A 26,039-nucleotide genomic window follows, 5' to 3' on the forward strand; every position below is an offset into this window, starting at 1 on the left:
CGTCTAGCGTTCGTTCAACGAGAAACCGATAGGAAAGGTGGAGTCTGAATGTCGATCGATATTCGCAAGGAAACGGTCCGTCAAGGTACCGTAGAGCAACGAATCGTCTATGAATCAGGCAACGAGATGGCCGCATACGCCGCACACCAGATTAACTATCACGTCATGGGATACTTCCCGATATCGCCGTCGACGGAAGTCGCGCAATTTCTCGATCTCATGAAAGCGAACGGACAGCATGATATCGTCTTGATTCCGGCGGATGGAGAGCACGGTTCGGCGGGCGTCTGTTACGGCGCCTCGACCGCTGGCGGCCGAGTGTTTAACGCAACGTCGGCAAACGGCTATTTGTACATGCTGGAGCAGATGCCCGTACAATCGGGAACGCGTTTTCCGATGGTCTTGAATCTCGTTTGTCGTTCCGTTTCGGGACCGCTCGATATTCACGGCGACCATTCGGATTTGTATTTCGCCTTGAATACGGGCTGGCCGATCGTGCTGTGCCGCGACCCGCAAGCCGTATACGATATGAATATTATCGCGTTGAAGCTCGCGGAGGATCCCGAAGTCCGCTTGCCGGTACTCGTAGCTTCCGACGGTTACTTTACGAGCCATCAGAAGCGCCGGGTTATGACCTTCACTCACAGGGAGGACGTGCAAAGATTCGTCGGGGAGCGTCCGCCAGAAGGATTCCAGCACGTGCTTGACCGGAACAATCCGATTACTGTCGGACCTTACATGAACGAACCGGACTATATTAACAACTGTTATCAGCAGAGCATGGCCATGTATCGCGCGGAAGCCGTCTATGATCGCATACAGAAGGAATACGCGGAATTAACGGGCAGGGAATATCCAATTCTCGAGCTTTACCGGATGGAGGATGCGGAAGTCGCCGTATTTCTGCTGAATTCGTCGGCCGAGATCATAAAAGACGTCGTCGACCAGCTGCGTTCCCAAGGCATCAAAGCGGGAGCTATTTCTCCGAATATAATCCGTCCGTTCCCGGCGAAGGCGATTACAGAAGCGTTGAAGAACGTAAAAGCGGTCACGGTAGGAGACCGCGCCGATTCTTACGGCGGCCATGGCGGCAATATGGTTATGGAAGTACGGGCCGCGCTTCAACAATACGGCAATTCGACCACGTTGGTCATTAGCCGGATTTACGGTTTGGGAGGGAAGGACTTCTATGCCGAGGACGGCATGCAAATGTTCGAGTTCGCTATCGACGCGATGAAGAAGGGTTTCGTCGAGAAGCCGTACGATTACCATGGCATTACGGCGGGCGATCCGGCAAAAGCTCCGAAACGGGTGCTCGAGCCTATGAAGTACGAAGATTTGAAGACCGGACTTATCACGGTGACTCCCGACGAGACGACGGGCAAAGTCAATGTAAGGATTCCGCCGCTTCGTTCGTTGACCAAGAAGCCGAAACGGATCGCACCGGGACATGGGGCATGTCCGGGTTGCGGGATCTTCTCCGGGCTGGAATTGTTCTTCAAGGGGATCGAGGGCGATATCGTCGCCTTGTTCCATACGGGCTGCGCGATGGTCGTGACGACGGGGTATCCTTATTCGGCGCATAAGGCGACTTACATCCATAACTTGTTCCAGAACGGTGCTGCGACGATGTCTGGGGTCGTGGAGATGTTTCACGAGCGGAAGCGTCGCGGAGAGTTAGATGAATACGGTTTGAAGGATGATTTTACCTTCGTTATGATTACAGGGGACGGAGGAATGGATATCGGCATGGGACCGGCGATCGGTGCCGCTCTTCGCAACCACCGGATGATCATTCTCGAGTACGATAACGAAGGATATATGAATACGGGAGCGCAGCTTTCTTATTCCACCCCGATGGGCCACCGGACTTCGACGTCCAACGTGGGCAAGCATCAAGGAGGCAAAGTATTCCACCATAAGGATACGGCGCAGATTATGGCCGCAACGAATATTCCTTACGTATTCACGGGGAGCGAAGCCAGTCCGCAGGATCTTGTTAGGAAAGGCGCCAAGGCGCAATGGTACGCGCAGAACGTGGGAATGGTATACGGTAAAATATTGATCACTTGTCCGTTGAACTGGCTGTCCGAAGACAAGGACGGCGCGGATATTATCGATTATGCGGTGAACACTTGCTTCTTCCCGCTCTATGAGGTCGAGAGAGGCATTACGACGATTACGTATAACCCCGAAGAGAAAGGGAAAAGGGTTCCCGTAGGCGATTGGTTGAAGATGATGGGCAAAACGAAGCATCTGTCCAAACCGGAATACGCGGAAACGCTAAGAGAGTTCGAGAACGAGATCGAGCGGCGCTGGAACATGTTGAAGGCGAAGCACGAGAACCCTTATTTGTAGGGGGGAAACTTGCAATGCCATTCGCGTTAAAGCATACGGCGACGGGAACGCTTCTATCCTGCGTCCAGAGGAATGGGTATAAGTTGGCTTACTACGGGCTGATGCTGTGGGAGCAGTCTCCGGAACAGCGCGAAATCGCGGAGGCATTGGCGGAAGCGGGAATCGCCCCGCATGAAGAAGCTGGAACGGCTAGCGATTGGGAAGTGTTGGCTTTGTCGGAATATGAAGCAAAGATCGCTAACGTCAAGCTGCGCAACGATCCGCGTAAAGTCGTTTATTACCGTGACGGGGTTATCACAGCGGTCGATTAGGTCCAAAGCCAGTAAAATTTTTATAAGAAATCAATGAGGAAAAGAAGAGATACATGCCCCGCCAAAACTAAATTCGATTAAGAATGAGATGAAGGTGCCCCTAAGTCATTTTGAAATGACTTTTGGGGCACCTCCTGTTTTATTATGATTCACGCAAAGACATTCCTAGAAGCTGTTTAAACAATCGATAGGGCAAAAAAGTTTGTTTATACAAGGTGCTCGCGAACGTGACGATAAGCTCTTGCTCGGGGACGACGAAAATATATTGGCCTCCGTACCCCATGGCAAAGTAAACGGCAGGAGATAATGGCTGTTGCTGGTCATCCGCCATTACCCACCAATGATAGCCATAAGATCCAATATGCTCGTATGTGTGATACCTGGCTTTCGTGCTTTCGCTAATCCATCGTTCCGGAACGATTTGCATGCTGTTCCGTTTTCCTTGATGAAGCATCAATTGTCCGAGCTTCATTAGATCAGGCGCCTTCAACTCAAGTCCGAATCCGCCGATCACGATGCCTTTGGCGTCGGAATACCAACGGTATTGTTCGATTCCGAGCGGCTTGAACAATAAACTTTCCGCGTATTCCGAGGTCGTCATCCCTGAAACCTGTTGCAAGATGCCGCTGAGCAGATGCGAACTTCCCGAGTCGTAAAACATCCTTCTGCCAGGCGCGTATTTCATCGGGCGAGAGAGGATGAAGCGCACCCAGTTCGGACTATTGATCATCGGATTCGGCAGCCCGCCCCAATCTCCCATTTCCGGCCAATCCCAACCGGGGGTCATCGTAAGCAGGTTCTCGATCGTAATCGCGTTCTTGTCCGACGAAGCCGCATCGGAATAATACTCGGAGATCGGAACGTCTATGCCCGGGATTTCGCCGCGTTCGATGGCTATTCCGACAAGCAGGCCGAGCACGCTTTTGGTAATGGAGTTGATCTTATGAAGCTTATCTTTGGAATGGGAGTTACGGGCATGCGTATAGATAACCCTATCGCGCAGGAATACTTCGCAGCAGTCGATTTTCGTTTTGGAAACTTGCTGGTCCAAGAAGTCAAGGTTGAGGGAAATGGTCAATCGATTTGCCACCTAATATTTATAGTTTCGCTAGTTATCCGGGAGAATGGAAGCTTCTTTACGTCCGTTCGTCCGAATTAAATCGGTTACCTTCTGCAGGCGCAACACTTCGTTAGGCTTAAGTTCGCGTTGAAAGTATCCATACATATAGGCCGCTTCAAGGAAGCCGAGCCCGGGATAACAGACGACCTGTTGATGTGAATAAGGGTTATCGAGCAGCACCTGCCATTCTCCTTCCCGCCGGTTAGCGGGAATAGTAGCGAGAGCTTCGTTCTTGGCGAGAGAGATGAGCTCGAATTCGTCCCAGACGGCGCTCCAAGAGGGGCTGAACCGTTCCGGCGCCGGGAACAACGAACGCGCTCGCGAAATTTTCATCCTCAACTTATCGGCCTCGACGTCCGAGTAATTTTTCAAGCCATTACGAAAGTCCTCGATGAACGTATAGAAGGCAAAATATCCTGCAGCTTCCATTGCTAATCTAAACGATAGCTCATCTTCAAGGCGAGCGATTTGCATATAATGGTTGAAGGTTACCTCAGACATCCTTGACAACTCCTTAACAGACATAATATGTCAACGATCTTTGAATATTATACCGTACGGTGTGGCATTGCGCCCGGCTTTTTTATGATATAATGAGAAACAATGCGCAAGACCGCGGAAAGCTTTATGGGAGGGAAACACGAGATGAGTCGGCGTTTTGTGATCGAAGCTGTAATGATCGCTATTTACGGGCAGTTGCTTCTACCGAAGCGTCCTGTCGAATACAGATTACCTTATACGTCGGTCATGGAGCTCTATGATATGAAAGATAGCCCAGAGCCGGTCATGCCTGAACCGGATGACGACGCGTACGTGAAGTCCAAAATCGGAGAAATGATTAGTTATTTCGAAGATCCGTTTAATAAGAAGAAGATAGAACGCGCATTAATGGCACCGTGGCGAGAAAGCCCGCCGTTGCCGATCAATGACCATGTATCGCTAGTTATCGTTAACGCGGCAGAGAACATGCAGTACGGGGAATTGTTTGACCCGATCGAAACGGAAATCATCCTCATGTCGATTCGTTTGCAAAGTCCTGTGTTGACCGATCAAATCGAATTCCAGGACAAAGTCGTGCAGAATGCCATTCCGGTGCAACTCTTCGACATCGATGATTTCGAATTCGCAGTAGAAGAGGGAACGAACGCGACGGGCGAGTACACGGAATAAGGAAGCTGCCGAGATTCTCGGCAGCTTTTGCTTCTCCGATTAACAATATTTATGCCTTTCTATCCTTGTCGGAATCGTCTATGACATAAACTTTCTCCCGTAATTCCGAAGGACTGCGGAGGCCGTTTATGCTTGATTGGAGGGAATGTTGGTGAATCATCTATTTGCCCGTTGGATGGCGAAGAGATTACATAGGCGACAGAAGCTTGAGCAAGCGCTTCGCTGGTATGAAAAATGGGGAGTCGCCAAGATGTCTTTGGACGAACGGGTGGATTATGCCGGCCTGCTGCATGACAACGACAAATCGGAAAAGGCAGTCAGCTTATTGACGGAATTGCTGAAGCAACAAGAGTTCCCTCATGCGTACGAAAGACGAGCCCATATTTATAATGAGCTTGGTAAAGACGAGGAAGCGATCGCGGACATGAACGCTGCGATCAGAGTCGATTCGGAGCCCTATATTTACTGGTATACGAGAGCGATAGCCTATCACGATCGGGGACAATACGAGTTTGCCGTTCGCGATTTCAAGGAAGCGCTGAATAGAAGGGAAGATTCGAAGGCTTCTACCTATTACGAATTAGGCAACGTATATATGAAGCTAGGCCAGTTCGAGGATGCGGAAGCCTGCTATCGGGAAGCGACCGCCGATCCGGCGAAAGCGATTCCACATTATTATTACAGGCAAGCCCAAGCGCTGGAACAAATGAACCGCACGGAAGAAGCCCAATCCGTTATTGCGGAAGCGATCAATCTGCAGGATCAGTGGCAGAGGTTAGACGACCGAGGAGCGGCTAATCTCAAATCGAGGACGAATTATTCTCATGCCGCCGTCGCGAGTTTCATTAAGGGCGTAAAGGATGAATTCGGTTTTCGGTTATTCCAATCCAAGCTGTACGAGAATAACGGGGATTTAATGACGGCTCTAAGTTCGATCAATCAAGCGTTGCGGTCTTATCCTCAAGCGGGGGAGCTTCTGCTTCGTAAAGGCAATATACTCAGGCAGCTTGAACGTTTCGAGGAAGCGATGGCCATCCTAGAAGAGCTTAAAAACAGTAATCCGTTATGGTTGCCGGTTTATATGGAATTAAGCAGCGTTCACCGTTCCAAAGGCCAGTACGAGGAAATGATTCAAGAGCTTCAAGCGGCAAAGCGGCATTTTCCGGATCATACGGTTGTTCGATTCTGGCTTACGGATGCTCTTCGGGAAGCAGGGCGGGCAGAGGAAGCTCGCATGGAAAACGAAGAGTTGACCGAGATCGAGCCGGACGATCCTCTTAACTGGAAGCAGCGCGCGGAAATCTCGATCGACGCCGAACGCTATCAAGACGCCGAGGATGCGTATTCCAGAGCTCTTCAGCTAGAGGAGTCGGCTGACTTCTACATGCGCCGCAGTTACTCTCGTTACATGGAGGACCGATTCGAAGAGGCGATGCTTGACATTCAAGCGACGGTAAAGCTCGATGAAAGCCTGCTTAAGGAAAGCAAAACGGCGTATGCGTTAGGCGAGCTCTACGTAGGAATGGGGAATTGGGAGCTTGCGGAAGCCGAATATTCAAGGGCGTTAGCGCTAGAACCGGACAATCCCGTCATCTATGAACGACGGGCGCGTACCCGATTTGCCGACAATCGTCTGGCGGATGCTTTGGAGGATTGCAATCGGGGGTTGCAGATCGACATTATGAACGCCCGATTAACATGGCTTAGAGGGTTGATCCAGTATCGGCTGGACGATCATGAGGCCGCGCTGGTCGATTCGTTAGCTTACGCCGAGCTTCTGCCGGAAGATTCGCAGGGGCATTATAATTTAGGGCTGATCTACAATCATCTAGACCGCTATGACGAAGCTATCGCGTCCTTCACCAAAGTCATCGAACTGAATCCGTTCGAAGCCCAAGCGTACTTGGAGAGAGCATCGATCCTCTATCACCATTCCTTCGATCGCATTCGCGCAACCGACGATTTGGCCCAATGGCTGCTTTATGCCGGCGGAGAGAAACCGCAAGGAGACCGCTTCGCGTTGCTAAACGAGATTCGAGGATTCGACGACGAGATGCGGGAGCGGGCTAAGGAGCAATTCCTCCAAGTATATGGAAGCAGCAGGTACCTGTCGTGAGATTAGGCGTGATAACGCGACTATGTTAAAATGATCAAATAGATATAATTACGATTAATGAAGTTCGTATAGAATCTTGAAAATTGGAGTGATATGCGCATGAAATATAGAGTGCTTGGAAAAACCGGTTTGAAGGTGTCCGTCGTAGGCGTCGGGACTTGGCAATTCGGAGGGGAATGGGGAAGAGCTTACGAGCAGCATGAAGCGAAAGCCATTTTGAACCGTGCGCAAGAGCTCGGAATCAACCTGATCGACACGGCGGAATGTTATGGGGATCATCTCTCGGAATCGCTTATCGGCGAAGCCATCCGCGGGAATCGGCATGAATGGGTCGTCGCGACGAAGTTCGGCCATCATTTCCACCGCAACTTCGATCGTACCGACGTATACGATCCGGCCGACGTCGTTAAGCAGCTAGAGCTGTCGCTAAGGGCGTTGAAAACGGACTACGTGGATTTATATCAATTCCATTCCGGACCGGACGCTTCCTTTGATCGTAATGATTTATGGGAGACGTTAGATAAACAAGTCCAAGCGGGCAAAATTCGCCATCTCGGCATTTCTATCGGGTCGAACGAGAATATTCACCAAACGTCCCAAGCAACCAAAGTGAATGCCGGGGCTATTCAAGTCGTCTATAATCGATTAGATCGGAAGCCGGAGAAGGAAGTTTTCCCCTCCTGTATAGAACAGAACTTAGGAGTGTTGGCGCGGGTTCCGCTTGCCAGCGGGTTGCTTAGCGGCAAGTACAAACCGGGTGCGACCTTTGCGTCCGATGACGTCAGATCGAGAAGAGATGCGGCTTTGCTTGAACAACAGATGAAGGAAGTAGATGCGATCGGTCGCGAAGAAGTGCCGGAAGGAACGGATATGGCGGCATGGGCTCTTGCTTGGTGCCTTCAACATCCTGCGGTTACTAGCGTTATTCCGGGCTGTAAGGACGTCGCGCAGGTGGAAGCGAACGCGGCCGCGGTCGAGCTTGTGGAGGCGGGTTATCCGCATGATTAATAAGATCGTTCCGGTTTATGTCCTAACCGGATTTCTTGGGAGCGGCAAAACGACATTACTGAATCGCTTACTCGAAGATGCCAAAGATCGGGGATGGAAACCGGCCATTCTACTGAACGAGGTCGGAGACGTCAACGTGGAAGGCCAATTGATCGAGAAGGACATCCCGATGGCCGAATTGCTGGGAGGCTGCATCTGCTGCACCAGTCGCGGAGATCTCGGATTAGAGCTCGTACAGTTAGTTCAGGACAACGATCCTGACGTCATCTGGATCGAATCGACGGGCATCGCGCAACCTCTTGAGATTATGGAAGGCGTGACGGAAGCTTCCTTGTACGCCAAATTAGAGCTGAAGAACGTCGTGACGGTCGTGGACAGCCGGCATTTGCTAGACAAGCTGCGGATCGGTTCGGGTAAAACCTTCAAGCTCATGAAGGAACAAATCCGAGCCGGGAATATCATCGTGCTGAATAAGAGCGATCTGGTGCAAGCCGACGATCTGACGGAGCTTCAAAGTGCTCTTAAGGATTGGAATCCCAATGCCCTAATCGTGACTGCTACGAGAAGCGAGATCGATCCTTCCCTTATATATGAGCGTCTGGTATCAATTGAATCGACTACGGCAGAACATGTTCATGATCACAATTGCAGTCATGGGAGTTGCGAACATGGACATCATGATCACGAGACGCTCCACGATCACGTGAACGCAGTCACTTATTATTTCAAAGGGAGCGTAGATAGCGTTCAATTCGAGTCTTTCTTACAGAAGCTCCCCGACGATATTTATCGCGCGAAAGGCATCGTCTCGTTTTCGGACGCCGCCAGCTTGTTTTTGTTCCAATATGCATACCGGGAATCTGATTTTATTCGTATAACGCCGCAGAAGCCCGTGAATAACGTCGCCGTATTTATCGGGGAAGGGTTCTCTCGATCCGAACTTATCTCGCAATTAGAGCTGCTTGACAATCAGGCTTAGTAGGGAGCCATTTTACGTTTGAGCTTATACATGCCCGATTGGTCGATCCTTACGGAAACTTTTATTTCGCCAAGGTTGATCGGTTTCAGGGGAATAGTGCCTCCAGAGGTAAGCTTGTTCCATTGTTTGAATCGTTTGCGGTAAAGTACGTGCTCCAAGTCTAAGAGATCGGCACCGTTGTTCTGCCCGGATTGATGCGTTGCTTTAATCTGTTCGGCGATCTGTTGATCGGCCAATTGTTCATATTCCTTTTTGGACTTAAGTTTCCACATCTCGATAATCGCGGCGGCTACGCGGACTTCGATGTTGAATACGGGCTCTCCTCCCGCGTCCGTCACGCGGATCTTTGACTTGGGTTTCTCTAATTTGAGTTCGGCGTATACTTCGTTACCCTGCCGGATAATAATCCGGGAGCCGAGAGCTTTATCTACAAGCCATCTTATGCCCAGCGTATTCTTATAGGAGATCCAATGTTTATAGGCAAGATTGTGCATCGCGAAGATCCCATCGATCTCCAGCTTCGGATCAGGTTTATTATCGCGATCCCAAGTATGCTCGGAAACGCTCAGGGAAGGAAGCAGCACCGTTTGACCCGGTTCTCTTAATTCGCGGATAAAACGGGAAAGTCTCATGGGGGCAATTAGAGGACGCTGATTGTAATTCGTCTCCGGAGAGTACAGAATGGAATTGATAGGCGATAGATTAAAAAAGGGCTTTGTCGTAAACAGTTCTTTTATCTCTTTCTTCGTTCCGTAAACCCACGGTGTATATCGGATTTCCGGATAACGGATCAAGGAGTCGAATACTCCTAGCAAGTCTCCGTATTTGAGCAAGTTCTCCGAGAGCACGATGGAATTCAAGTGGCCCCAAAATACGGTTTGCTGCGAAGTTTGATACATTTCGATAATCGCCTCGGACAAAGAATCGCCTTCGGCGTGCCCGACCCAGACGATCGAAGGTTTGTCGCTTTTTCCTCCTTCGGATTTAGCTACGCTTGCGAAATCAAGCTGTTGCACGTACACTTGGTATTTGTTGTTCGCATAATCGATGCCGATGCCTGTGTAATAGTTAACGTCCTGTAAGGATTTGATGTCCCAACATCCAGACAGCATTAAGCACATGCATAGCAATAGCGCAGCGCATAGGCATCTTCTCATCAAGAGTTCTCTCCTTGCTGGCTAGAATCTTTCGGCGCGTACATCGTAGGTCTTTTATTCCACAGCTTCCATGGTAAAGAGACGATGGAGTTTAATACGTCCTTGAATCGAATCGGGGAAAGCGGAGTCATAAACGGAACTCCGAACGAGGTTAGCGACGACAAATACAGGACGATCAGAAAGACGGATAGGAATAACCCGAACATCCCGAATAAGCAGCATAAGGCGAGTACGCAAAATCGAATTACCGTAACGGAGCCGCTCAGCGATTGATTTACGAGCGTGAAGGTGGAGACGGCGGTAACGGCCGATACGACCAGCGTTGTCGGTCCGGTAATTCCTGCGGATATCGCGGCTTCGCCCACGATTAAACCTCCTACAACGGCAACGGTTTGCCCCACGGCCTTAGGCAGGCGCATGCCTGCTTCTCGGAACAATTCGAACAATCCGAGCATGAGGAATAGGTCTATAGGACCCGATAAGGGCAAGCCGAGCCGGGCTACCACTACGGTCGCCAGCAACGGAAACGGAATTTGATCCAAATTAAAGGCGGAGATCGATACCCAGAAGCCGGGGAACAAGATCGCGACTGACAAACCGAGCAGTCTGAGCAATCTTTCAAGCGTGACGTAATAAAACGGCAAATGAAGGTCTTCCGGCGATTTGATTAATGACATTAAATTTGTCGGTCCTACCAGTACCATCGGAGATCCGTCAACGACGATCGCAAAACGGCCTTTGAGCAGGCTTTCCGTAATATAGTCGGGTCTGCCCATGTATTCGATCAACGGAAACAGCGAATAAGAAGTATCCGATAATCCTTCTTCAAGCAATTGGCTCGAGAGCACTCCGTCGACCTCGATTTTTCCCAGCCTTGTTCTGACTTCGTTCAGGAGATCGGCATTGGTGATATCCGTCATAAAGAGCAAGGCGATGGAAGTTTTGCTTCGACTGCCTAGCTGATAATACTCGATCCCGAGCGTCGGCGTTTTGAGCCGTTTGCGAACTAGGGCGACGTTCGTGTCGATCGATTCCGTGAACCCGTCGCGCGGTCCTTTGATGGATATTTCCGTATTGGATTCGCTCGGCGAACGTTGCGGAGGATTGGCCATCTGGAAGGCGTACAGCTCGCGCGTTTCTTCGAAGAAGAGCACCAGATTTCCGGAAAACACCTGCTGGATCATATTCTCGATGGCATCAGGGCCGACGATATGATAAATATTTTGCGATTCAAAAGGGATCTCCGAGAACGGAGAAGGGTTGCCCGCCGATGGATAGGAAAGCAATTTTCTGAGCTGAATGTACAGAAAATCGTTTAGCTGCTTAGTGTCGATCATCGTGTCGCAGTAGATTAACAAGGGGTTCGATTGCTTCGTCTCGGTATCCTTGAAATAGTGATGGAGATTCACGTCCGCCGACTTGTCGAATAGTCTGAACAGTTCCTCGCGGCTTAGCTCGTTCAGAGAGAGGCGCGGTTTGGCGTTCTTGTCCCCATCTTGATCGCGCTTAGAACCATTACGGTCTACATAGAACGCTTTGCGAAACAATTTATCCATGTTCATACGGTTCTACCTCGTTTAATTAAGATCAGCAACAGCAACAAAAACGGAAACCCGTAGAAGAACGCCATGACGGACGGAAAGTAATACTGCTTCAGAAAATGAAAGAACAATGAGTCGCTAAGCTTGTTCGAAGATACGCCGATGATTAACGCGATCGCGGTTGCGAGCATCCAGGCTCCTTTCCATTTGTTGCGGCTCAATTTCAGCAGATCGAACAGTAAATAGAAGGCAAGCGACAATCGAACCAACGCCCCCGAGGTCCATTGGTAGATCGATAAGAAATCAAGATGGGAAATGAACTTCCCGATAAGAACCATTCGCCACTGCTCGAACGCCGGATATCTCTGATCAGCGGCCTCCTGAGGACCGAAGATGGCGATAGCGGCTATGATCGGACCGAAAACCAAACCGGTTACGGCCAACGTTAAAACCAGAAGCGATGACAATCGTACTTTTTTACTAAGATGATGTTGAATCCCAAGCAGCATGACGAATTCGACTAGTCCTCCTAGTGTGTAGACAGTGCCGTGAAGTATGGGTGGATAACCGTGCGTGAAGACGGGAAACAGGTAGGAATAATCTTTGAATTGAAAGTTAACGCTCATCACGAACAATCCGAACGCCATTACGGCCGGCAGTAAGAGTCCCGCCGCTATGGCGAGCGTTCGCAATCCGGCTAACGCGGCAAACAATCCGCATATCGCATATAGGCTAACGGTGATCGGATAAGGAGTTTTGGGCAAATAGGTGACTTTGGTCCATGAGGACGTATCGCGTAACGTAACGAACATGATCGTGACGCATAACGCGATTAATGGCACGATAATTAACCAAGCGACTATGGCGTTGTAATGGGATTTGAACCATTCGAAAAGCGACTGCTGCTTGGTGAGCTTCATGACGAAATACAGAATGATCGTCCATAAGATGAGCGGAGGAATGGCGATCAAAGCGCTGATCCAGGAGTCTCTGAGAGAGACCTGCAAAATTAACGGAACGATGATGACATGATTCGTAATTCCTACGGCAAGCGTGAGCAGGAACATGGCCTGTACGACATTGATTTTGGATTGCGGCATAAAGCAGCTCCATTCTCCTCGGAATTTCCATTATTATGGATAACTAATGCGGGCTTTATGCTAGAAATTGGATGGGAATATCCGTTGAACAACCTTCTTGTCTCAGGTATGCTGAAACAATGGCATTCCCGGACAGCAGGGAAAATCTACAACAAGAAGAAGGAAACCCTATGAAACTCGTGAAAGTGGAAACGGATGAGCAGCTAAACGAAGCTTTTGCTATTCGAGTAGAAGTATTCGTAGAGGAACAAGGCGTTCCCAGAGAACTTGAATTGGATGAATTAGACGCATCCCCGGCTGCATGCAACCATTATCTTGTCATGGAAGGGAACGATTCGATCGCGACAGGGCGCTTCAAGACCTATGAGCCCGGCGTCGCGAAGATGCAGAGAATTGCTGTCGTAAAGCCTTCACGAGGCTTAGGCGTCGGGAAATTCCTGTTGCTCGAGATGGAAAAGGAAGCCGAACGGATGGGGTATCGTTATTCTTTATTGGACGCGCAGCGCGCGGCCGAGGAATTTTACCAAAAGCTAGGCTATGTGACCGAGTCGGAAGAACCTTTCCTGGACGCGGATATTTGGCACGTGCGCATGCGCAAAAGCTTGTCCTAAACGATTCCCGCGTCGTGACATTTATCAGGACGGTGGACGTATCGTTTATATTTTTTTGAAATCTATCAATCTAGCAGTGCTTTTGCATTATCGCAACTAGATTAGAAGGAGCAAGTGATGAATAAGAGGTTAATGCTATTAATTCTGTCCTTTATTATGCTGTTCTCGGTTCCGCTGCAGCTTAACGCCGAAGGCAATGCGAACGCCAAGGAGAAGCTTGTCCTGTTTCAAGGATCGAAAAAGATGATTCATAACGGCTCTACGGTATTAGCCGCGCAACCGATTACGACATCCAAAGGCGTTACATACGTTGCCGCCAGATCGTTCATGAATGAAATCTACGGAAAGATCGTTTATGACTCTAAAAATAATCAAGGCACGCTGACCTTCGGAAGTTCCGTACTCGTTATGCGCAGCGGCAAATCTTCTTATACGCTTAACGGAGCCGTGAAAAACAGCGCGTCCGGAAAGCCGTATTTGCTTAACGGTACGCTAATGATTCCATTGCGCTTAGTCGCGCAAAGCTTCGGGTTGAAAGTGACCAACTTTACCAAAGAGAAGAGAGTAGAGCTGACTTGGGAATCCGTGCCGGTCGCGAATTTCTCGGTATCGAATACGAATCCTTATGCCCAGCAGACGGAAGTCAAATATAATGATCAGTCTTATCATCCCAAAGGGCTCAAGATCATCGACGAGCGTTGGGAGAACAATTACGAGATTTTCGATCAAGCAGGAACCTATACGGTGTCGCACTGGGTACAAGACGAGACCGGGGTTTGGAGCGAGCCTTACACGGTAACGATACGGGTAAAACCGCCTAATCAACCGCCCGTTGCCCGATTCGGCACGTTGAAGGATACTTATCGAATTGGCGAATATATCACGTACAACGATTTGAGCACGGACGACGAGAATCGAATCGTAAAACGGGAATGGTCTAATAACTTCCCCGGCTTCTTCGCTCCCGGTCCGCAAACCGTCACTCTAACCGTAACGGACGCGAACGGCGCGGTTAACGAATTCTCGAAGACGATCACGATTTCGGATGAAGTGATGTACACCAAAGAACAATTCGACCTCGTCTATACGGAAATCGGCGAGAAGTTCGGAATTCAGGGGTCGTCGGTCTTATCGTTGCCTACGATTCCGTATTGGATTAATGACAGAGAGCAAACGCTGATCCGAGCGAATAGTCCGGAATCGATTATCGAGGAGGGCATCACCTACGAAGACACGGTGTCGGGGAACGTTAGATTCCTGTTGCATAATTTGAACAAACGTTCGAAGCCGGTCAAATTCTACGTGCTGCTGACGAACAATAACGCAACGACGGCTACCGTCAGATTGGGAGCCAAGGGGATGGCCGGTCCCAATCCGTTCGTTTCAACGGTCGGAAAAGCGGTGACGGGCAGATTCCTCGAATCGATCCAAAATCCGTCTTACTCTTATGTATATATTCCTCCCGGCGAGAGCAGGGTGATCTTCAAGGAATACAGCGACAAAACGGTTATGCCGGGGGACGTATACTCTATGTATGCGGACGTCCAAATGAAGGATCAGCTTAAGTTCCAAGTTATCGTTGTAGACGAAAACCGCAACCTCATGAAAATGCTGCCTTATTTGAAAGTTCTGCCGAGCAACGACCGGCATATTCGCGGCACTTTCGAGAACGCCAACCGGATGATGTACGTGAACCAAACGATCGGAAACGAGAAAAGCCGAATGGTTCTGGCGGATAACTTCGTGGACACGCGGATCAGCGGAATCGACAAAACGACGAATACTCCCGTTCTCAATATGGGCAATTACGGGGTTCTGTACACGCTTAGATTAAGCAACGTACAGCCGCATACCGCGATTGTCGTTAACCCGCGAGGAGGGCATTACGCGGGGGCGTTCTCCGTTAACGGCAAAGTGGTTTATACGACTACTAACAGCATTTTGCTTAACCCGAACGAAGTAGGAATGTTATATAAGTCGGGGGATACGCAAGAAACCGTCACGATTACTTTTACTCCCGCGAATGGCAGCATGTTACCGATTAATCTACTCTTTTTGCCAATGCCTAGTCCCGAATGATAGGATCTCGAGCCGTTCTAATTACAACCCGCGTAAATCGCGGGTTTTTTGCATGGAATAAAACAATTGATATTTTGTTGTATTTGCAACATAATAAAAGTATATTGCTATCTAGGAGTGACAAATACGATATGATGATTAATATAAAAAAGTGTACTCTTGAGGATTTACACGTTCTTCAAGACCTAAGCGTTGAAACTTTCAATGAGACATTTAAGCATCAGAATTCATCCCAAAATATGAAAGCCTATTTGGACAAGGCATTTAACTTAAAACAATTGCAAACAGAATTGTCCAATCCCTATTCGGAGTTCCTTTTCATTTTCTTTGATACAGAAGTCGCTGGGTATTTAAAGATAAACACCTATGCTGCTCAATCTGAAAATATGGGCACTGAATCGTTAGAAATCGAGAGGATTTATGTAAGAAAAAAATATCAGAACAATGGACTTGGTAAATATCTGATAAATAAAGCTATAGAAATAGCAACGGAAAAGGGAAAAAAGAAAATTTGGCTAGGCGTTTGGGAAAAAAATGCGAACGCGATTGCCTTTTATAAGAAATACGGATTTGTGCATGTCGGAGCCCATTCTTTTTATATGGGGGATGAAGAACAAATAGATTTCATTATGACAAAGACACTCGTATAAACAGGGGACTGAATGATGGAGATCCTTCGTGAAATTGGCATGATAGCAAGGGCATTGGATTCGATAAGCAACATAGAGTTTAAGGAAGTAGCTCTTACTAAAGGACAGTATTTATATTTGGTTCGAATATATGAAAATCCAGGAATTATCCAAGAAAAGCTTGCGGAAATGATAAAGGCGGATCGTACGACAGCAGCGCGAGCGATTCAAAAACTTGAATCGCAGGGTTTTATTGAAAAGAAAAACGACGAAACGAACAAAAAAGTTAAAAGGCTGTTTACCACTGTGAAAGGCGATAAAGCGTACCCTTTTATAAGAAGAGAAGGGGAATATTCTAATCGGATTGCATTGGCAGGATTTAAACAAGAAGAAACGGAAGCATTGCATGGCTTGCTTCAGAGAGTTAGAAAAAATATAGAGGTTGACTGGGATTTCGTAAAGAAAGGGAACAAGAGGGAGTACTAAGTTGGACGGGATACTGTGGAATCAATTGCTGAATTCGGCAGGGACCTTTAACAATAATTCCGCCTATCAAACAATTAAAATTTGACATTGATAATCATTATCAATTAGACTGATAATGATTAAGGCGTTGTTTAGTGCAGAGGAGTTGAATTCATTCGATGCAAACATCAGCGAATCCCGGCGGACTCGTATTCCATTTTTCTTCGGTCAAGAGGTTGTCTTCCGATGCTTTGGTTGCCGCGCCGCTCGGTCAGGGGATCGTTCATAAACATCAAATGTCGGGCGAGTGGATCGAAATCAACGAAGGGCTTCCGGAACAAACCCATATCAATCGCTTGCAAGTGTACGATGAACAGCTTTATGCCTGTTCGAACAAAGGACTTTTCCATTGCGCGACAGGCACTTGGACGGCATCCGACTTGGCCGTCGGATGCTATCAATATAAGGAGTTCGGAGAGGTCGGACTAGCGGGAACTTCTTGCGGTCTTTGGTATACGGAGGGGACGGAATGGCATCTGATGATGCGATCGGACGTCATTGTTTACGATTTCTTGTATTTGCCTCAGTACGTCGTGCTAGGAACGAACGAAGGGTTATCTATCCTTGATCGAATGACTTCCTCTTGGATGAATTATCATTACGGTTCGGCCGTGACAAGCTTGGCCGTGCATCATGGCAGAATCATCGGCGCAACGGAGCACGGCGATCTATTGGTAGGCAATCAACGCGGCGGTTTCGATCGATACAAAATGGGCAATGCGTTCATGTTCTCCGTTGTGACGAAGAACAACGAGGTGTTCGCTTGTACGGATCGCGGGTTATATCGGGTGAGCCATATTGGCAACCAAATTTCGTTAATGGCATTAAAAATCGGTTGCCAAGTGACGGACGTAGATTCGGATGAACGCTATTTGTACATCGCAACGCTGTTCGAAGGCGTACAACGGCTCGATCGATTATAGCGGAAGATAGATTCGGAACAAGCTGCCTGAACCTGGGCGGCTTTCTGCGTTTAAAGTGCCTCCGTGCAGTTCGACGAGCGACTTCGTGATCGACAAACCAAGACCTGCTCCACCGGATTTGCGCGCGCGGGAACTATCTATGCGATAGAAGCGGTCGAATAGGCGAGGAAGATGCTCGGCCGCGATTCCCGTTCCGTTGTCTTGAAGCAGGAGCTCGATTCCGGCATCCCCCTTACGGATGCGAATATCGATTTTACCTTGTATGGGATCCGTGTGCTGGACGGCATTTTGGAACAAATTGAGCATGACCTGCTTGATTTTGTCTCGATCGAGCATGAGCTCCATTTCCGTTGCGGGTTGAGTTGCAATCTCGATGTTAACCGCTCTATCGCCTGCCAGCAGTTGCAATTGAGGTTCCATATCCAGCACCAATCCGGCTATATTACACGGAGCAAGATGGGTTTCGGGCGTCCGGTCGAGCTTGGCCAATAGCAACAGATCGTAAACTAATTTGTTGATTCGTTCGGATTCGCCGTACATGCTCTTCAGTGCTTTATCCAGCTGAACGGGATCGCTCGAAGCGCCGCGCAGCAATACTTCCAGGAAACCATGTATGGAAGTCAGCGGCGTCCTGAGCTCATGGGACGCATCGGAGACGAATCGGCGCATTTGCTCCTTGGCTTCTTGCTCGGCATGAAAAGAAGCTTCGAGACGCTCCAGCATTCGATTGAAGGAATGGGACAGACGATGAATCTCCATTGGCTGTTCGTTCTCGGGCAACCGTTCGTTAAGTTTGCCGGAGTCGATTCGTTCAACCGTCGTAACCATACGAGATAGCGGAATAAGCGTCCTGCGGATTGCGGGCAGGAAGGTCAGCAAACCTCCGATTAGGGCGGCAAAAGCAAGAGCTAAGAAGAGTAAAAGCTGGCGAGTCAATTCGTTCTTCATCGGTTTCGTGCTCGTGCTTACTTGCACGACGCCGCTGATCCCATTGAAGGATCGAACCGCTTGAACAACGACGAGCTGTTCCCCTGTCGACTCGTGGTCCACGATTTTGAACATGGGCTTATCCCGGCGAGGCTTCAGAATGGCTTCCTCGTATACATCCGACGACAGATGCGGGACGGCTTCTTCCGAACCGGAGTCCATAGCGGATAGCACATTGAATTTCCCGTCTTTGTTGATAAAGGCAACGGAGGACGAGGGGAAGAAGATAAAGGCCTCGGCAGGACCGCGTCGCTTCATGGGATTTACTCGTTCCCACAGGTCTCCCGGTACGGATTGGATTTGACGCTGAATGCTCGCGGCTTTGTTCTGATAGAGAAACCGTTCCATGAATACATATTGAAAAAGTCCGATCACGAGCAGCAGACCGGCGAGGATAAGCAACATCCGCGATAACAATTGGTAACGAAGCGAACGGGGGAAAACGATTGCTCGGACGCGGTTCATTAATTCCTTCGAACGATTCATATCAGATCCACCCGGTAACCGCGCCCCTGATCGTCCGGATAACCCGATGCTCGCGATCCTGAAGCTTGTCTCTTAGCGAGCGGATATACACTTCCACGATATTTTCTTCTCCGCCGAAATCATACCCCCATACTTGGTCAAGAATGACGCTTTTACTTAGCACGTGCCCATGGTTGAACACCAGATGTTTGAGCAGCTCGTATTCGGTCGGAGAGAGTTCCAACGCGCGTTCTTTGTAACGGAATTCTTTGCGGGCGGCATCGATCGCGAACGGTCCGATGGATACTTCGCTCAGCAGATTCGGGAATTGGTTACGAACTCTTGCTTGGATTCTGGCTAGAAGTTCTCCGAAGCCGAATGGCTTGGGCATGTAGTCGTCGGCGCCTAGCGTCAGTCCTTTTACCCGGTCTTCGATTTCTTCCTTGGCCGTCAGCATGATGACCGCTACGGGTTTGCTGAGTTTTAACGTTTGGCATACTTCGTAGCCGTCCATTCCGGGCATCATCACGTCCAGAATCACGACATGCGGATTGAATTGCTCGAACAACCCGATAGCCTCCGGTCCATCCTGGGCGGTCATGACCTGATACCCTTCATTCGATAATCCCAGCTCAAGAAATTGCAATATATTCGGTTCGTCGTCGACGACCAGAATTCTGATTCCTCTGCCTTGCTGTGCCATGTTCCTTCATTCCTCCAACGTTATGCACGAATAAGGACGCCTTATTCTATCATTTCCTATTATGGAGGATTTAGCTTAACTTTGGCTGAGCGAAAGCTGAAAGAATGCTGAAAACGGGAAGGCGCGGTTTGACTAACCTTTCTTTCAGAAAACATTCAGCTGGCACTCATGAGGAACTAAGGTTTGCCTAGCATACTTTGTCTATGACGATAAAAAGCGAAGGTGAACAAATCGGATGAAGAAGAAAATCGTATGGACATCCGCTCTAGTCATCGTACTGGCAGCGGGAACATGGGGAGGTATCCGCTTCTACAATAAGCAGGATACGCAGATGGTAGCCAGCTACGTGACGACCCCGGTCCGCAAAGGAACGATCGAAGTCAAAGTGAGCGGCACCGGAAGCATTCAGCCTTCCGTACGCGAGACGTTAAAAGCTTCTTCCGCGGGGAAGGCGCTGAAAGTCAACTTCAAGCAAGGGGACGCGGTGAAGAAAGGCGATGTATTGATTACATACGAACAAGAAGATGTTACCGATCAAGTACGCAGCAAGGAAATCGAGCTGAAGAAAAAAAAGCTGGAGCTTGCGGATTCGCAAACGAAGTATAAAGAAGCGGCAGACGATACGGCACGGGCGGCTATGGTTCTGAGCATTCAGAAGCAGGAGCTCGATATCGAGATGACGCAAGACGAGATCTCCTCGCTGAAGACCGAAAAGAGCTTAGATCCGATCCTGGCTCCGATTGACGGCGTGTTAGCTACTTTCGACGTCCAGGCCGGGGATACCCTCAATCCGAATAACGAGCTGGGAGAGATCGTGAACTTCGCTAAGCTTCAAATGGTAGTAGGGATCGACGAGCTGGACATTCCGAAGGTGAAGCTTAAACAGGAGGCGCAAATACTGGTCGAAGCGTTACCGGAGGAGAAGTTCACCGGAGAGGTCGTGTCGATCGCGGACGAGGGAACGACGAGCAACGGCGTCGCTTCGTTCGACGTCACGATCGTACTCGCCGATGCCAAAACGCTTAAAGCCGGGATGTCCGCGGAAGCAAGCATCATGACGGAGAAGAAGACGGACGCTCTCTACGTACCGGTGGAAGCGGTGCAATCGTCTCAAGGCAAGTATTTCGTAATGATACCGGGAGCTTCAAGCGAGACGGGAACGGGTGCGGGAGCAACGAGGGGCCAACAATCAGGGCAAACCGACAGCAATCCTGGCGCGGCCCCGCAGAGCGGGCAAGCCGGTCAAGTGCCGCAAGTCGGAGATGCAAGTCGATTCCAGAACATGACCGACGAGGAAAGAGCGGCGATGAGGGAGCAATTCATGGCGAACCGCGGCAACGGAAGCACGAACGCGAATTCGGGCAATACGGTTGCTTCCTCCCGGCGGATGGAAGTAGAAGTGGGCATTAACAATGAGGATCAGATCGAGATCTTATCCGGGCTGCAAGAAGGGGATCTCGTTATTCTGCCAACCGGTCACGAGTGCAAGCTCCAACTCGAACAACCAAGCCGGATTCCCCGGACTTGGCGGCGCGGGCTTCCCTGGCGGCGGTGCCGGCGGAGGCGGATTCCAAGGAGGAAGCGGCGGGGGCGGACGTCAGTCTACCGGCGCAGGGGCAGGCGGTGCACGCTGATGACTACGACATCGACATCGGAACCGCTCATTCGTATCAAGCAGTTAAGCAAGCAGTATCGCATGGGCGGAGAGATTCTAATGGCGTTGGATAATGTCTCGTTAACCGTTCGTCAAGGCGATTTTCTCGCTATCATAGGACCGTCGGGTTCGGGAAAGTCGACGCTCATGAACGTGATCGGTTGTCTGGACACTCCGTCTTCCGGCGAATATTGGCTAGACGGGGAAGAAGTAAGCCGATTGAGGGAAAACAAGCTTGCGGAAATCCGCAACCGGAAAATCGGTTTTATTTTTCAAGGGTTTAATTTATTGTCGCGATTAACCGCGATAGAGAACGTGGAGCTGCCTCTGATCTACCGCGGAGTCCCTGCGAAGGAGAGAAAAGAGAGCGCCGTCGAGGCGCTCAGGAAGGTCGGTCTCGAAGAGAGAATTCATCACCGGCCCGTCGAGTTGTCGGGAGGACAACAGCAGCGCGTGGCGATCGCCCGGGCGTTAGCCGGCAACCCGCCTATTCTGCTTGCAGACGAACCTACCGGAGCGCTCGATACGAAGACGGGCAAGGAAGTTATGGGCTTTATGAAAGAATTGAACGCTCTCGGTCATACGATCGTCCTTATCACGCATGATTTAGGGATATCAGAACAGGCCAAACGAGTCGTCAGGATTATGGACGGGAAATTGAACGAAGAGGAGGGAGGGCAGAATGAACTTCTTACAAGCGGTTAGAATGGCGATCAAGAGCATTCTGTCCAACAAACTCCGTTCGCTTCTCACGATGCTCGGGATCATTATCGGAGTAACGGCCGTTATCGCTCTCGTTGCGTTAGGGCAAGGGGCTACCAAATCCGTAACCGAGCAAGTCCAGAGCTTGGGGACTAATCTATTGACCGTAAATATTTTGGGACGCGGATCTGCCAATACGTTAAAAGCCAGCGATGCCGTTGCGATAGCGGATAAAGTCGACGGAATCAAATATATCGCGCCGGCAAGCACGCAGAGCACTTCGGTCAAATACGGAACGACCAGCGTCACCGTCAGCGTCGTAGGGACCAATGCGGATTACGCGCTCGTTAAAGATTACAAAGTCGATTCCGGCCGCTTCCTCGCGCAGATCGATCTGGACGTTTATCAGAAAGTAGCCGTTATCGGTTCAAGCACGGCGACGGAGCTATTCGGCTTCGCGAGTCCGGTTGGAGAATATATACTCATTCAGGGAACTCGATATAAAGTCGTCGGCGTATTAGAGGAGAAAGGAAGCTCGATGACGGGATCGAACGATGAAGTCGTGATGATTCCCGAAACTTCGGCCGAACGCCTGTTCAAATCGAAGGGCGTCCGAACGGTTTACGTTCAGGTGGAGACGACCGAGCAGATCGACTCCGTCGTCGCGGGTTTGGAGGCGGAGCTAAGCGATCGCTTCCGCGGAAATACCGACAGCTATCGGGTATTCAACCAGAGCGACGCGTTATCGACGTTAACTTCCGTGTCCGATACGCTGACGCTCGCGCTGGCGGGCATCGCCGGGATATCCTTGCTAGTAGGCGGTATCGGAATTATGAACATTATGCTCGTATCCGTCACGGAGAGGACGAGAGAGATCGGCATACGCAAAGCCATCGGCGCCAAGAAACGGGATATCCTGATTCAGTTTCTAATCGAAGCGATGGTGCTTAGCGGATTGGGGGGATTGCTCGGGATCGGGATCGGAGTCGGCGCCGCCCAAGGCGCATCCTCGGCGTTCGATATGGACATCGTGTTCTCGTTTAATATCATTTTGATTGCGTTCTGCTTCTCCGTAGGCATAGGCGTCGTGTTCGGAATGTTCCCGGCGAACAAGGCTGCCAAGCTTAAGCCGATCGAAGCGTTGCGTTTCGAATAACGCCGGACATATGCGCGTTCAGCGGCGCGGAAAGGAGGGAACCGCATGGGGCCTATTCCGGATTATGAGCATTTGGTCACCCCGCATCTCGAAGATTTGAGGAAATATTGTTATTACTTGACGAAGTCCAAATGGGATGCGGAAGATTTGTTGCAAGATACTTTGTTGAAATCGTTGATCTTCTTTCACCATACCGAGCCTTATTTGGACGTAAAGCCGTTCCTTATCCGGGTTGCCCGCAATTTATGGATCGATGATTGCCGCAAACGCAACAGGAGACGGTTCATGCTCGCCGATCTATCCACGGTTAATTATTCGGACAATAATTACGCGGAGGTTCGCGGCGCGATAGAATGGTTAGCCGAGCGGTTGCCTAGGCGTAATATAGACATGTGGCTGCTGTTCAATTATTTCGGATACACGTTGCAGGAGATCGCGCAAGCGTCGAACTGCACGATCTCGGCGGTTAAATCCGTTCTGTTCCGAACTCGGGATCAGCTCCGTAACCGCCATATGCTCTCGGGCAATCGCAAGGTCATCCATCTCGACGTCGAACGCTGGTCGCGGGCGGTCATGCAGGATCGGCCGCAAGGTTTGCTCTCCGAAGGATGAAGCAAACGGGAACCGACATCCATATTCTGCCGTATTAGATGTGGAACGCTCGCATACGGGAGGATAATGAGATGGCTAACGTCCTGATCGTCGATGACGACCCGGATATCGTTGAACTGATCCGTTTTTATTTAATGAGAGAAGGCTATAAGGTCACGGAAGCTAGCAATGGGCTTGAAGCGAAGCGCATCGTGGAGAAAGCAAAAATCGACCTGACGATCGTGGACGTCATGATGCCGTTAATGGACGGTTGGGATTTGTGCCGGAGCTTGAAAGAGGACTATCCGGAAATGCCGATCCTGATGGTTACCGCGAAAGGCGAAACGGACCATAAGCTAAAAGGGTTTAATCTCGGGGCGGACGATTATCTCGTCAAGCCTTTCGATCCGCTGGAGCTCGCGGCGAGAGTGAAGCTGCTGCTCAAGAGGTACAAAATCCATGTCTCGATGAAAGTTCAGATCGGCAATGTGCTATTGGACAAAACAAGGTACGAGGCAGTCGTCGAAGAGACTCCGTTCGCGATGCCGCTGAAAGAATTCGATCTCTTGTTTAAGCTTGCCAGCTTTCCCGGCCAGATTTTTACGCGCAACGATCTGATCGAACAAGTGTGGGGAGCCGATTTCGAAGGGGACGATCGAACGGTAGACGTTCATATCAAGCGGATTAGAGACCGATTCGCGGAATTGAACTGCTCGTTCGCGATCGAGACGAAGCGGGGGCTTGGCTATAAGCTTGAGGTGCTGGAATGATCAAGTCGCTTTATTTTCGGGTCGTGCTCACTTACATGATCGCCGTCATCGTCGGATTGGTAAGCACTTATTTTTTATCCCTGTACTTATTAGATTCCGTCGGAGACCGGTACGCGAATAAGCTTCAAGCCGATCTTGTGGAAGACGGCAAGAGCATTCAGGAGATCTATCGGCTTAACGGCGTCAACCGCGCGGATGAAATCATGAAGACGTCCAGTTACTCGGATCAATACGAAATCCGCCTGTACGATCAGGAAGGCAAGCTGATGATCCGGGACGGAAGAGAACCTGCGGACCTCTATATCATATCGGATCAGATCGTCCGCTCCGTATTGAACGGCGAAGAGTACAAAGGGATCGACGTTTCCCCGACGGAATTGATCATCGGCTTTCCCTATGTGCAATCGGGCAATAAATACGCGCTTTTCGTCCAAGTATCCGAAAGTACCGTCGAATCGTTCGCGCAAATTTTGATCGTCTCGGCTTTGCTTATCAATTTATTTTTTGGCATCGTGGTCATCATCATAGGCGCCCGTTACTTGGTTAAGCCTCTGCGCGGGATGAGAGCGGCCGCCGAGAGAATGGCCAAAGGCGAGTTCGATATCGAGCTCAAATGGGGTAAACGCAAGGACGAGCTAGGGCAGCTCGCGCAAAGCTTCAATTACATGGCCAGCCAGATGAAACAGCTAGAATCGATGAGGCAGGATTTCGTCTCGAACGTCTCCCATGAAATCCAATCGCCGCTCACGTCGATCTCCGGATTCTCCAAAGCGCTGCAGGAAAGCAATCTGTCGGATGAAGAGAGAAGCCGCTATTTAAGCATTATCCAGAACGAGAGCGAGAGGTTATCGCGGCTCAGCGATAATCTGTTGAAGCTGGCTTCCCTCGATTCGAAGCGTCATCCGTTCGAGCCTCGCATATACGATTTGGACGAACAGCTTCGCAAAGCGGTCGTCTCCTTGGAGCCGCAATGGTCGGCCAAGTCGATCGAATGGCGGCTGAATTTGCCGAAGACGAAAATCGTGGCCGACGAGGATCAAATGAACCAGGTGTGGAACAACGTGATCGGGAATAGCATCAAATTTACACCTGCAGGCGGTCAGATCGGCATCGGTATCTTGAAGCACGTGGATCTTATCGAGATCGTCATTACCGATAACGGAATCGGGATTCCGCCGGAGGAGCATGCCAAAGTCTTCGAAAGATTCTATAAATCGGACCAGTCGCATAACAAAAAACATTCCGGAAGCGGACTGGGACTGGCTATCGTCAAAAAAATCGTAACGAGGCACCGCGGAGCGATCGAACTGAAAAACAACCCTAACGGCGGAACGATCGCCGTCGTCAGATTGCCTAACCGCATCTAGCATGCAAACGAAGAAAC

22 protein-coding genes and 2 pseudogenes are annotated in these 26,039 nt (G+C 49.9%); 17 read left to right on the forward strand and 7 right to left on the reverse strand.

What is annotated here, in order from left to right:
• Positions 1–48: 48 nt before the first annotated feature.
• Entirely contained in the window at positions 49–2,358 is a 2,310-nt protein-coding gene (locus tag FPL14_RS28380) for a thiamine pyrophosphate-dependent enzyme (protein ID WP_182300872.1), read from the forward strand.
• Between the two features lie 14 nt (positions 2,359–2,372).
• The gene (locus FPL14_RS28385) at positions 2,373–2,669 is read left to right on the forward strand and encodes a hypothetical protein (RefSeq protein WP_182300874.1); all 297 of its coding nucleotides are present in this window, start codon (positions 2,373–2,375) and stop codon (positions 2,667–2,669) included.
• A gap of 142 nt (positions 2,670–2,811) precedes the next feature.
• On the opposite strand, the gene FPL14_RS28390 is transcribed toward FPL14_RS28385, so the two are convergent.
• Together FPL14_RS28390 and FPL14_RS28395 are read right to left on the reverse strand one after the other, a co-directional pair.
• Positions 2,812–3,747 (reverse strand): serine hydrolase domain-containing protein, encoded by a 936-nt coding sequence (locus FPL14_RS28390; protein WP_182300876.1) that lies wholly within the window; start codon positions 3,745–3,747, stop codon positions 2,812–2,814.
• 30 nt (positions 3,748–3,777) lie between these two features.
• Entirely contained in the window at positions 3,778–4,290 is a 513-nt protein-coding gene (locus FPL14_RS28395) for a hypothetical protein (RefSeq protein WP_182300878.1), read from the reverse strand.
• A gap of 144 nt (positions 4,291–4,434) precedes the next feature.
• Between FPL14_RS28395 and FPL14_RS28400 the strand changes: the two genes are divergently transcribed.
• The 4 genes from FPL14_RS28400 (at position 4,435) to FPL14_RS28415 (ending at position 9,062) form a co-directional block, all read left to right on the forward strand.
• Positions 4,435–4,959, forward strand: coding sequence for an ADP-heptose synthase (locus FPL14_RS28400; RefSeq protein ID WP_182300880.1), 525 nt, complete (start codon positions 4,435–4,437; stop codon positions 4,957–4,959).
• A gap of 151 nt (positions 4,960–5,110) precedes the next feature.
• Positions 5,111–7,075 carry a tetratricopeptide repeat protein gene (locus FPL14_RS28405; RefSeq protein ID WP_182300881.1) on the forward strand — a complete coding sequence of 655 codons (1,965 nt, stop codon included), beginning with the start codon at positions 5,111–5,113 and terminating at the stop codon, positions 7,073–7,075.
• Between the two features lie 99 nt (positions 7,076–7,174).
• Positions 7,175–8,083, forward strand: a complete 909-nt coding sequence (locus tag FPL14_RS28410) for an aldo/keto reductase (protein ID WP_182300882.1) — start codon at positions 7,175–7,177, stop codon at positions 8,081–8,083.
• A complete protein-coding gene (locus FPL14_RS28415; RefSeq protein ID WP_182300883.1) occupies positions 8,076–9,062 on the forward strand; it encodes a CobW family GTP-binding protein in 987 nt (328 codons plus the stop codon). Before FPL14_RS28410 ends, FPL14_RS28415 begins: the two co-directional genes overlap by 8 nt.
• Here the strand turns inward: FPL14_RS28415 and FPL14_RS28420 are convergent.
• From FPL14_RS28420 to FPL14_RS28430, 3 genes are read right to left on the reverse strand one after another with little or no spacing between them, the layout of a single operon-like run.
• Complete coding sequence (locus tag FPL14_RS28420) at positions 9,059–10,219, reverse strand: Ger(x)C family spore germination protein (protein ID WP_182300884.1); 1,161 nt, start codon at positions 10,217–10,219, stop codon at positions 9,059–9,061. The two genes, FPL14_RS28415 and FPL14_RS28420, sit on opposite strands and share 4 nt — an antisense overlap.
• On the reverse strand, positions 10,219–11,781 hold the full coding sequence (locus tag FPL14_RS28425) for a spore germination protein (protein ID WP_182300885.1): 1,563 nt from the start codon (positions 11,779–11,781) through the stop codon (positions 10,219–10,221). Before FPL14_RS28425 ends, FPL14_RS28420 begins: the two co-directional genes overlap by 1 nt.
• Complete coding sequence (locus tag FPL14_RS28430; RefSeq protein WP_182300886.1) at positions 11,778–12,860, reverse strand: GerAB/ArcD/ProY family transporter; 1,083 nt, start codon at positions 12,858–12,860, stop codon at positions 11,778–11,780. Before FPL14_RS28430 ends, FPL14_RS28425 begins: the two co-directional genes overlap by 4 nt.
• Positions 12,861–13,030: 170 nt before the next feature.
• On the opposite strand from FPL14_RS28430, the gene FPL14_RS28435 reads away from it, so the two are divergent.
• From FPL14_RS28435 to FPL14_RS28455, 5 genes are all read left to right on the forward strand, one after another.
• Positions 13,031–13,471, forward strand: coding sequence for a GNAT family N-acetyltransferase (locus FPL14_RS28435; RefSeq protein ID WP_182300888.1), 441 nt, complete (start codon positions 13,031–13,033; stop codon positions 13,469–13,471).
• A 117-nt stretch (positions 13,472–13,588) separates the two neighbouring features.
• Positions 13,589–15,550 carry a copper amine oxidase N-terminal domain-containing protein gene (locus FPL14_RS28440; protein ID WP_182300890.1) on the forward strand — a complete coding sequence of 654 codons (1,962 nt, stop codon included), beginning with the start codon at positions 13,589–13,591 and terminating at the stop codon, positions 15,548–15,550.
• 131 nt (positions 15,551–15,681) lie between these two features.
• Complete coding sequence (locus FPL14_RS28445; protein ID WP_182300891.1) at positions 15,682–16,200, forward strand: spermidine/spermine N(1)-acetyltransferase; 519 nt, start codon at positions 15,682–15,684, stop codon at positions 16,198–16,200.
• Positions 16,201–16,212: 12 nt separating this feature from the next.
• Positions 16,213–16,665 (forward strand): MarR family winged helix-turn-helix transcriptional regulator, encoded by a 453-nt coding sequence (locus tag FPL14_RS28450; protein ID WP_182300893.1) that lies wholly within the window; start codon positions 16,213–16,215, stop codon positions 16,663–16,665.
• Positions 16,666–16,823: 158 nt separating this feature from the next.
• Complete coding sequence (locus FPL14_RS28455; protein WP_182300895.1) at positions 16,824–17,627, forward strand: hypothetical protein; 804 nt, start codon at positions 16,824–16,826, stop codon at positions 17,625–17,627.
• On the opposite strand, the gene FPL14_RS28460 is transcribed toward FPL14_RS28455, so the two are convergent.
• Both FPL14_RS28460 and FPL14_RS28465 read right to left on the reverse strand, forming a co-directional pair.
• Positions 17,622–19,100 carry a sensor histidine kinase gene (locus FPL14_RS28460; RefSeq protein ID WP_229263704.1) on the reverse strand — a complete coding sequence of 493 codons (1,479 nt, stop codon included), beginning with the start codon at positions 19,098–19,100 and terminating at the stop codon, positions 17,622–17,624. The genes FPL14_RS28455 and FPL14_RS28460 overlap by 6 nt on opposite strands.
• Positions 19,097–19,782, reverse strand: a pseudogene (locus tag FPL14_RS28465) (response regulator transcription factor). The gene FPL14_RS28460 and the pseudogene FPL14_RS28465 overlap by 4 nt, the downstream one beginning before the upstream one ends.
• A gap of 331 nt (positions 19,783–20,113) precedes the next feature.
• On the opposite strand from FPL14_RS28465, the pseudogene FPL14_RS30210 reads away from it, so the two are divergent.
• The 6 genes and pseudogenes from FPL14_RS30210 to FPL14_RS28490 all read left to right on the forward strand — a co-directional run.
• Positions 20,114–20,905: pseudogene (locus FPL14_RS30210) on the forward strand (efflux RND transporter periplasmic adaptor subunit); the annotation flags it as partial.
• Between the two features lie 510 nt (positions 20,906–21,415).
• Complete coding sequence (locus tag FPL14_RS30215) at positions 21,416–22,141, forward strand: ABC transporter ATP-binding protein (RefSeq protein WP_229264027.1); 726 nt, start codon at positions 21,416–21,418, stop codon at positions 22,139–22,141.
• A complete protein-coding gene (locus tag FPL14_RS28475; RefSeq protein WP_182300899.1) occupies positions 22,119–23,294 on the forward strand; it encodes an ABC transporter permease in 1,176 nt (391 codons plus the stop codon). Before FPL14_RS30215 ends, FPL14_RS28475 begins: the two co-directional genes overlap by 23 nt.
• Before the next feature lie 45 nt (positions 23,295–23,339).
• Complete coding sequence (locus tag FPL14_RS28480) at positions 23,340–23,906, forward strand: RNA polymerase sigma factor (RefSeq protein WP_182300901.1); 567 nt, start codon at positions 23,340–23,342, stop codon at positions 23,904–23,906.
• A 71-nt stretch (positions 23,907–23,977) separates the two neighbouring features.
• Positions 23,978–24,655 carry a response regulator transcription factor gene (locus FPL14_RS28485; RefSeq protein ID WP_182300902.1) on the forward strand — a complete coding sequence of 226 codons (678 nt, stop codon included), beginning with the start codon at positions 23,978–23,980 and terminating at the stop codon, positions 24,653–24,655.
• A complete protein-coding gene (locus tag FPL14_RS28490) occupies positions 24,652–26,022 on the forward strand; it encodes a sensor histidine kinase (RefSeq protein ID WP_182300904.1) in 1,371 nt (456 codons plus the stop codon). The genes FPL14_RS28485 and FPL14_RS28490 overlap by 4 nt, the downstream gene beginning before the upstream one ends.
• Positions 26,023–26,039 lie beyond the last annotated feature (17 nt).

The organism is Cohnella cholangitidis, assembly GCF_014107495.1.
Classification (GTDB): domain Bacteria; phylum Bacillota; class Bacilli; order Paenibacillales; family Paenibacillaceae; genus Cohnella; species Cohnella cholangitidis.

Coding starts and splice junctions, on each gene's coding strand:
- FPL14_RS28460 (WP_229263704.1), bottom strand. CDS start 19,100: ATGAATCGTTCGAAGGAATTAATGAACCGCGTCCGAGCAATCGTTTTC.
- FPL14_RS28480 (WP_182300901.1), top strand. CDS start 23,340: ATGGGGCCTATTCCGGATTATGAGCATTTGGTCACCCCGCATCTCGAA.
- FPL14_RS28380 (WP_182300872.1), top strand. CDS start 49: ATGTCGATCGATATTCGCAAGGAAACGGTCCGTCAAGGTACCGTAGAG.
- FPL14_RS28415 (WP_182300883.1), top strand. CDS start 8,076: ATGATTAATAAGATCGTTCCGGTTTATGTCCTAACCGGATTTCTTGGG.
- FPL14_RS28455 (WP_182300895.1), top strand. CDS start 16,824: ATGCAAACATCAGCGAATCCCGGCGGACTCGTATTCCATTTTTCTTCG.
- FPL14_RS28420 (WP_182300884.1), bottom strand. CDS start 10,219: ATGAGAAGATGCCTATGCGCTGCGCTATTGCTATGCATGTGCTTAATG.
- FPL14_RS28490 (WP_182300904.1), top strand. CDS start 24,652: ATGATCAAGTCGCTTTATTTTCGGGTCGTGCTCACTTACATGATCGCC.
- FPL14_RS28385 (WP_182300874.1), top strand. CDS start 2,373: ATGCCATTCGCGTTAAAGCATACGGCGACGGGAACGCTTCTATCCTGC.
- FPL14_RS28440 (WP_182300890.1), top strand. CDS start 13,589: ATGAATAAGAGGTTAATGCTATTAATTCTGTCCTTTATTATGCTGTTC.
- FPL14_RS28485 (WP_182300902.1), top strand. CDS start 23,978: ATGGCTAACGTCCTGATCGTCGATGACGACCCGGATATCGTTGAACTG.
- FPL14_RS28435 (WP_182300888.1), top strand. CDS start 13,031: ATGAAACTCGTGAAAGTGGAAACGGATGAGCAGCTAAACGAAGCTTTT.
- FPL14_RS28395 (WP_182300878.1), bottom strand. CDS start 4,290: ATGTCTGAGGTAACCTTCAACCATTATATGCAAATCGCTCGCCTTGAA.
- FPL14_RS28445 (WP_182300891.1), top strand. CDS start 15,682: ATGATGATTAATATAAAAAAGTGTACTCTTGAGGATTTACACGTTCTT.
- FPL14_RS28410 (WP_182300882.1), top strand. CDS start 7,175: ATGAAATATAGAGTGCTTGGAAAAACCGGTTTGAAGGTGTCCGTCGTA.
- FPL14_RS28425 (WP_182300885.1), bottom strand. CDS start 11,781: ATGAACATGGATAAATTGTTTCGCAAAGCGTTCTATGTAGACCGTAAT.
- FPL14_RS28400 (WP_182300880.1), top strand. CDS start 4,435: ATGAGTCGGCGTTTTGTGATCGAAGCTGTAATGATCGCTATTTACGGG.
- FPL14_RS28430 (WP_182300886.1), bottom strand. CDS start 12,860: ATGCCGCAATCCAAAATCAATGTCGTACAGGCCATGTTCCTGCTCACG.
- FPL14_RS30215 (WP_229264027.1), top strand. CDS start 21,416: ATGACTACGACATCGACATCGGAACCGCTCATTCGTATCAAGCAGTTA.
- FPL14_RS28450 (WP_182300893.1), top strand. CDS start 16,213: ATGATGGAGATCCTTCGTGAAATTGGCATGATAGCAAGGGCATTGGAT.
- FPL14_RS28475 (WP_182300899.1), top strand. CDS start 22,119: ATGAACTTCTTACAAGCGGTTAGAATGGCGATCAAGAGCATTCTGTCC.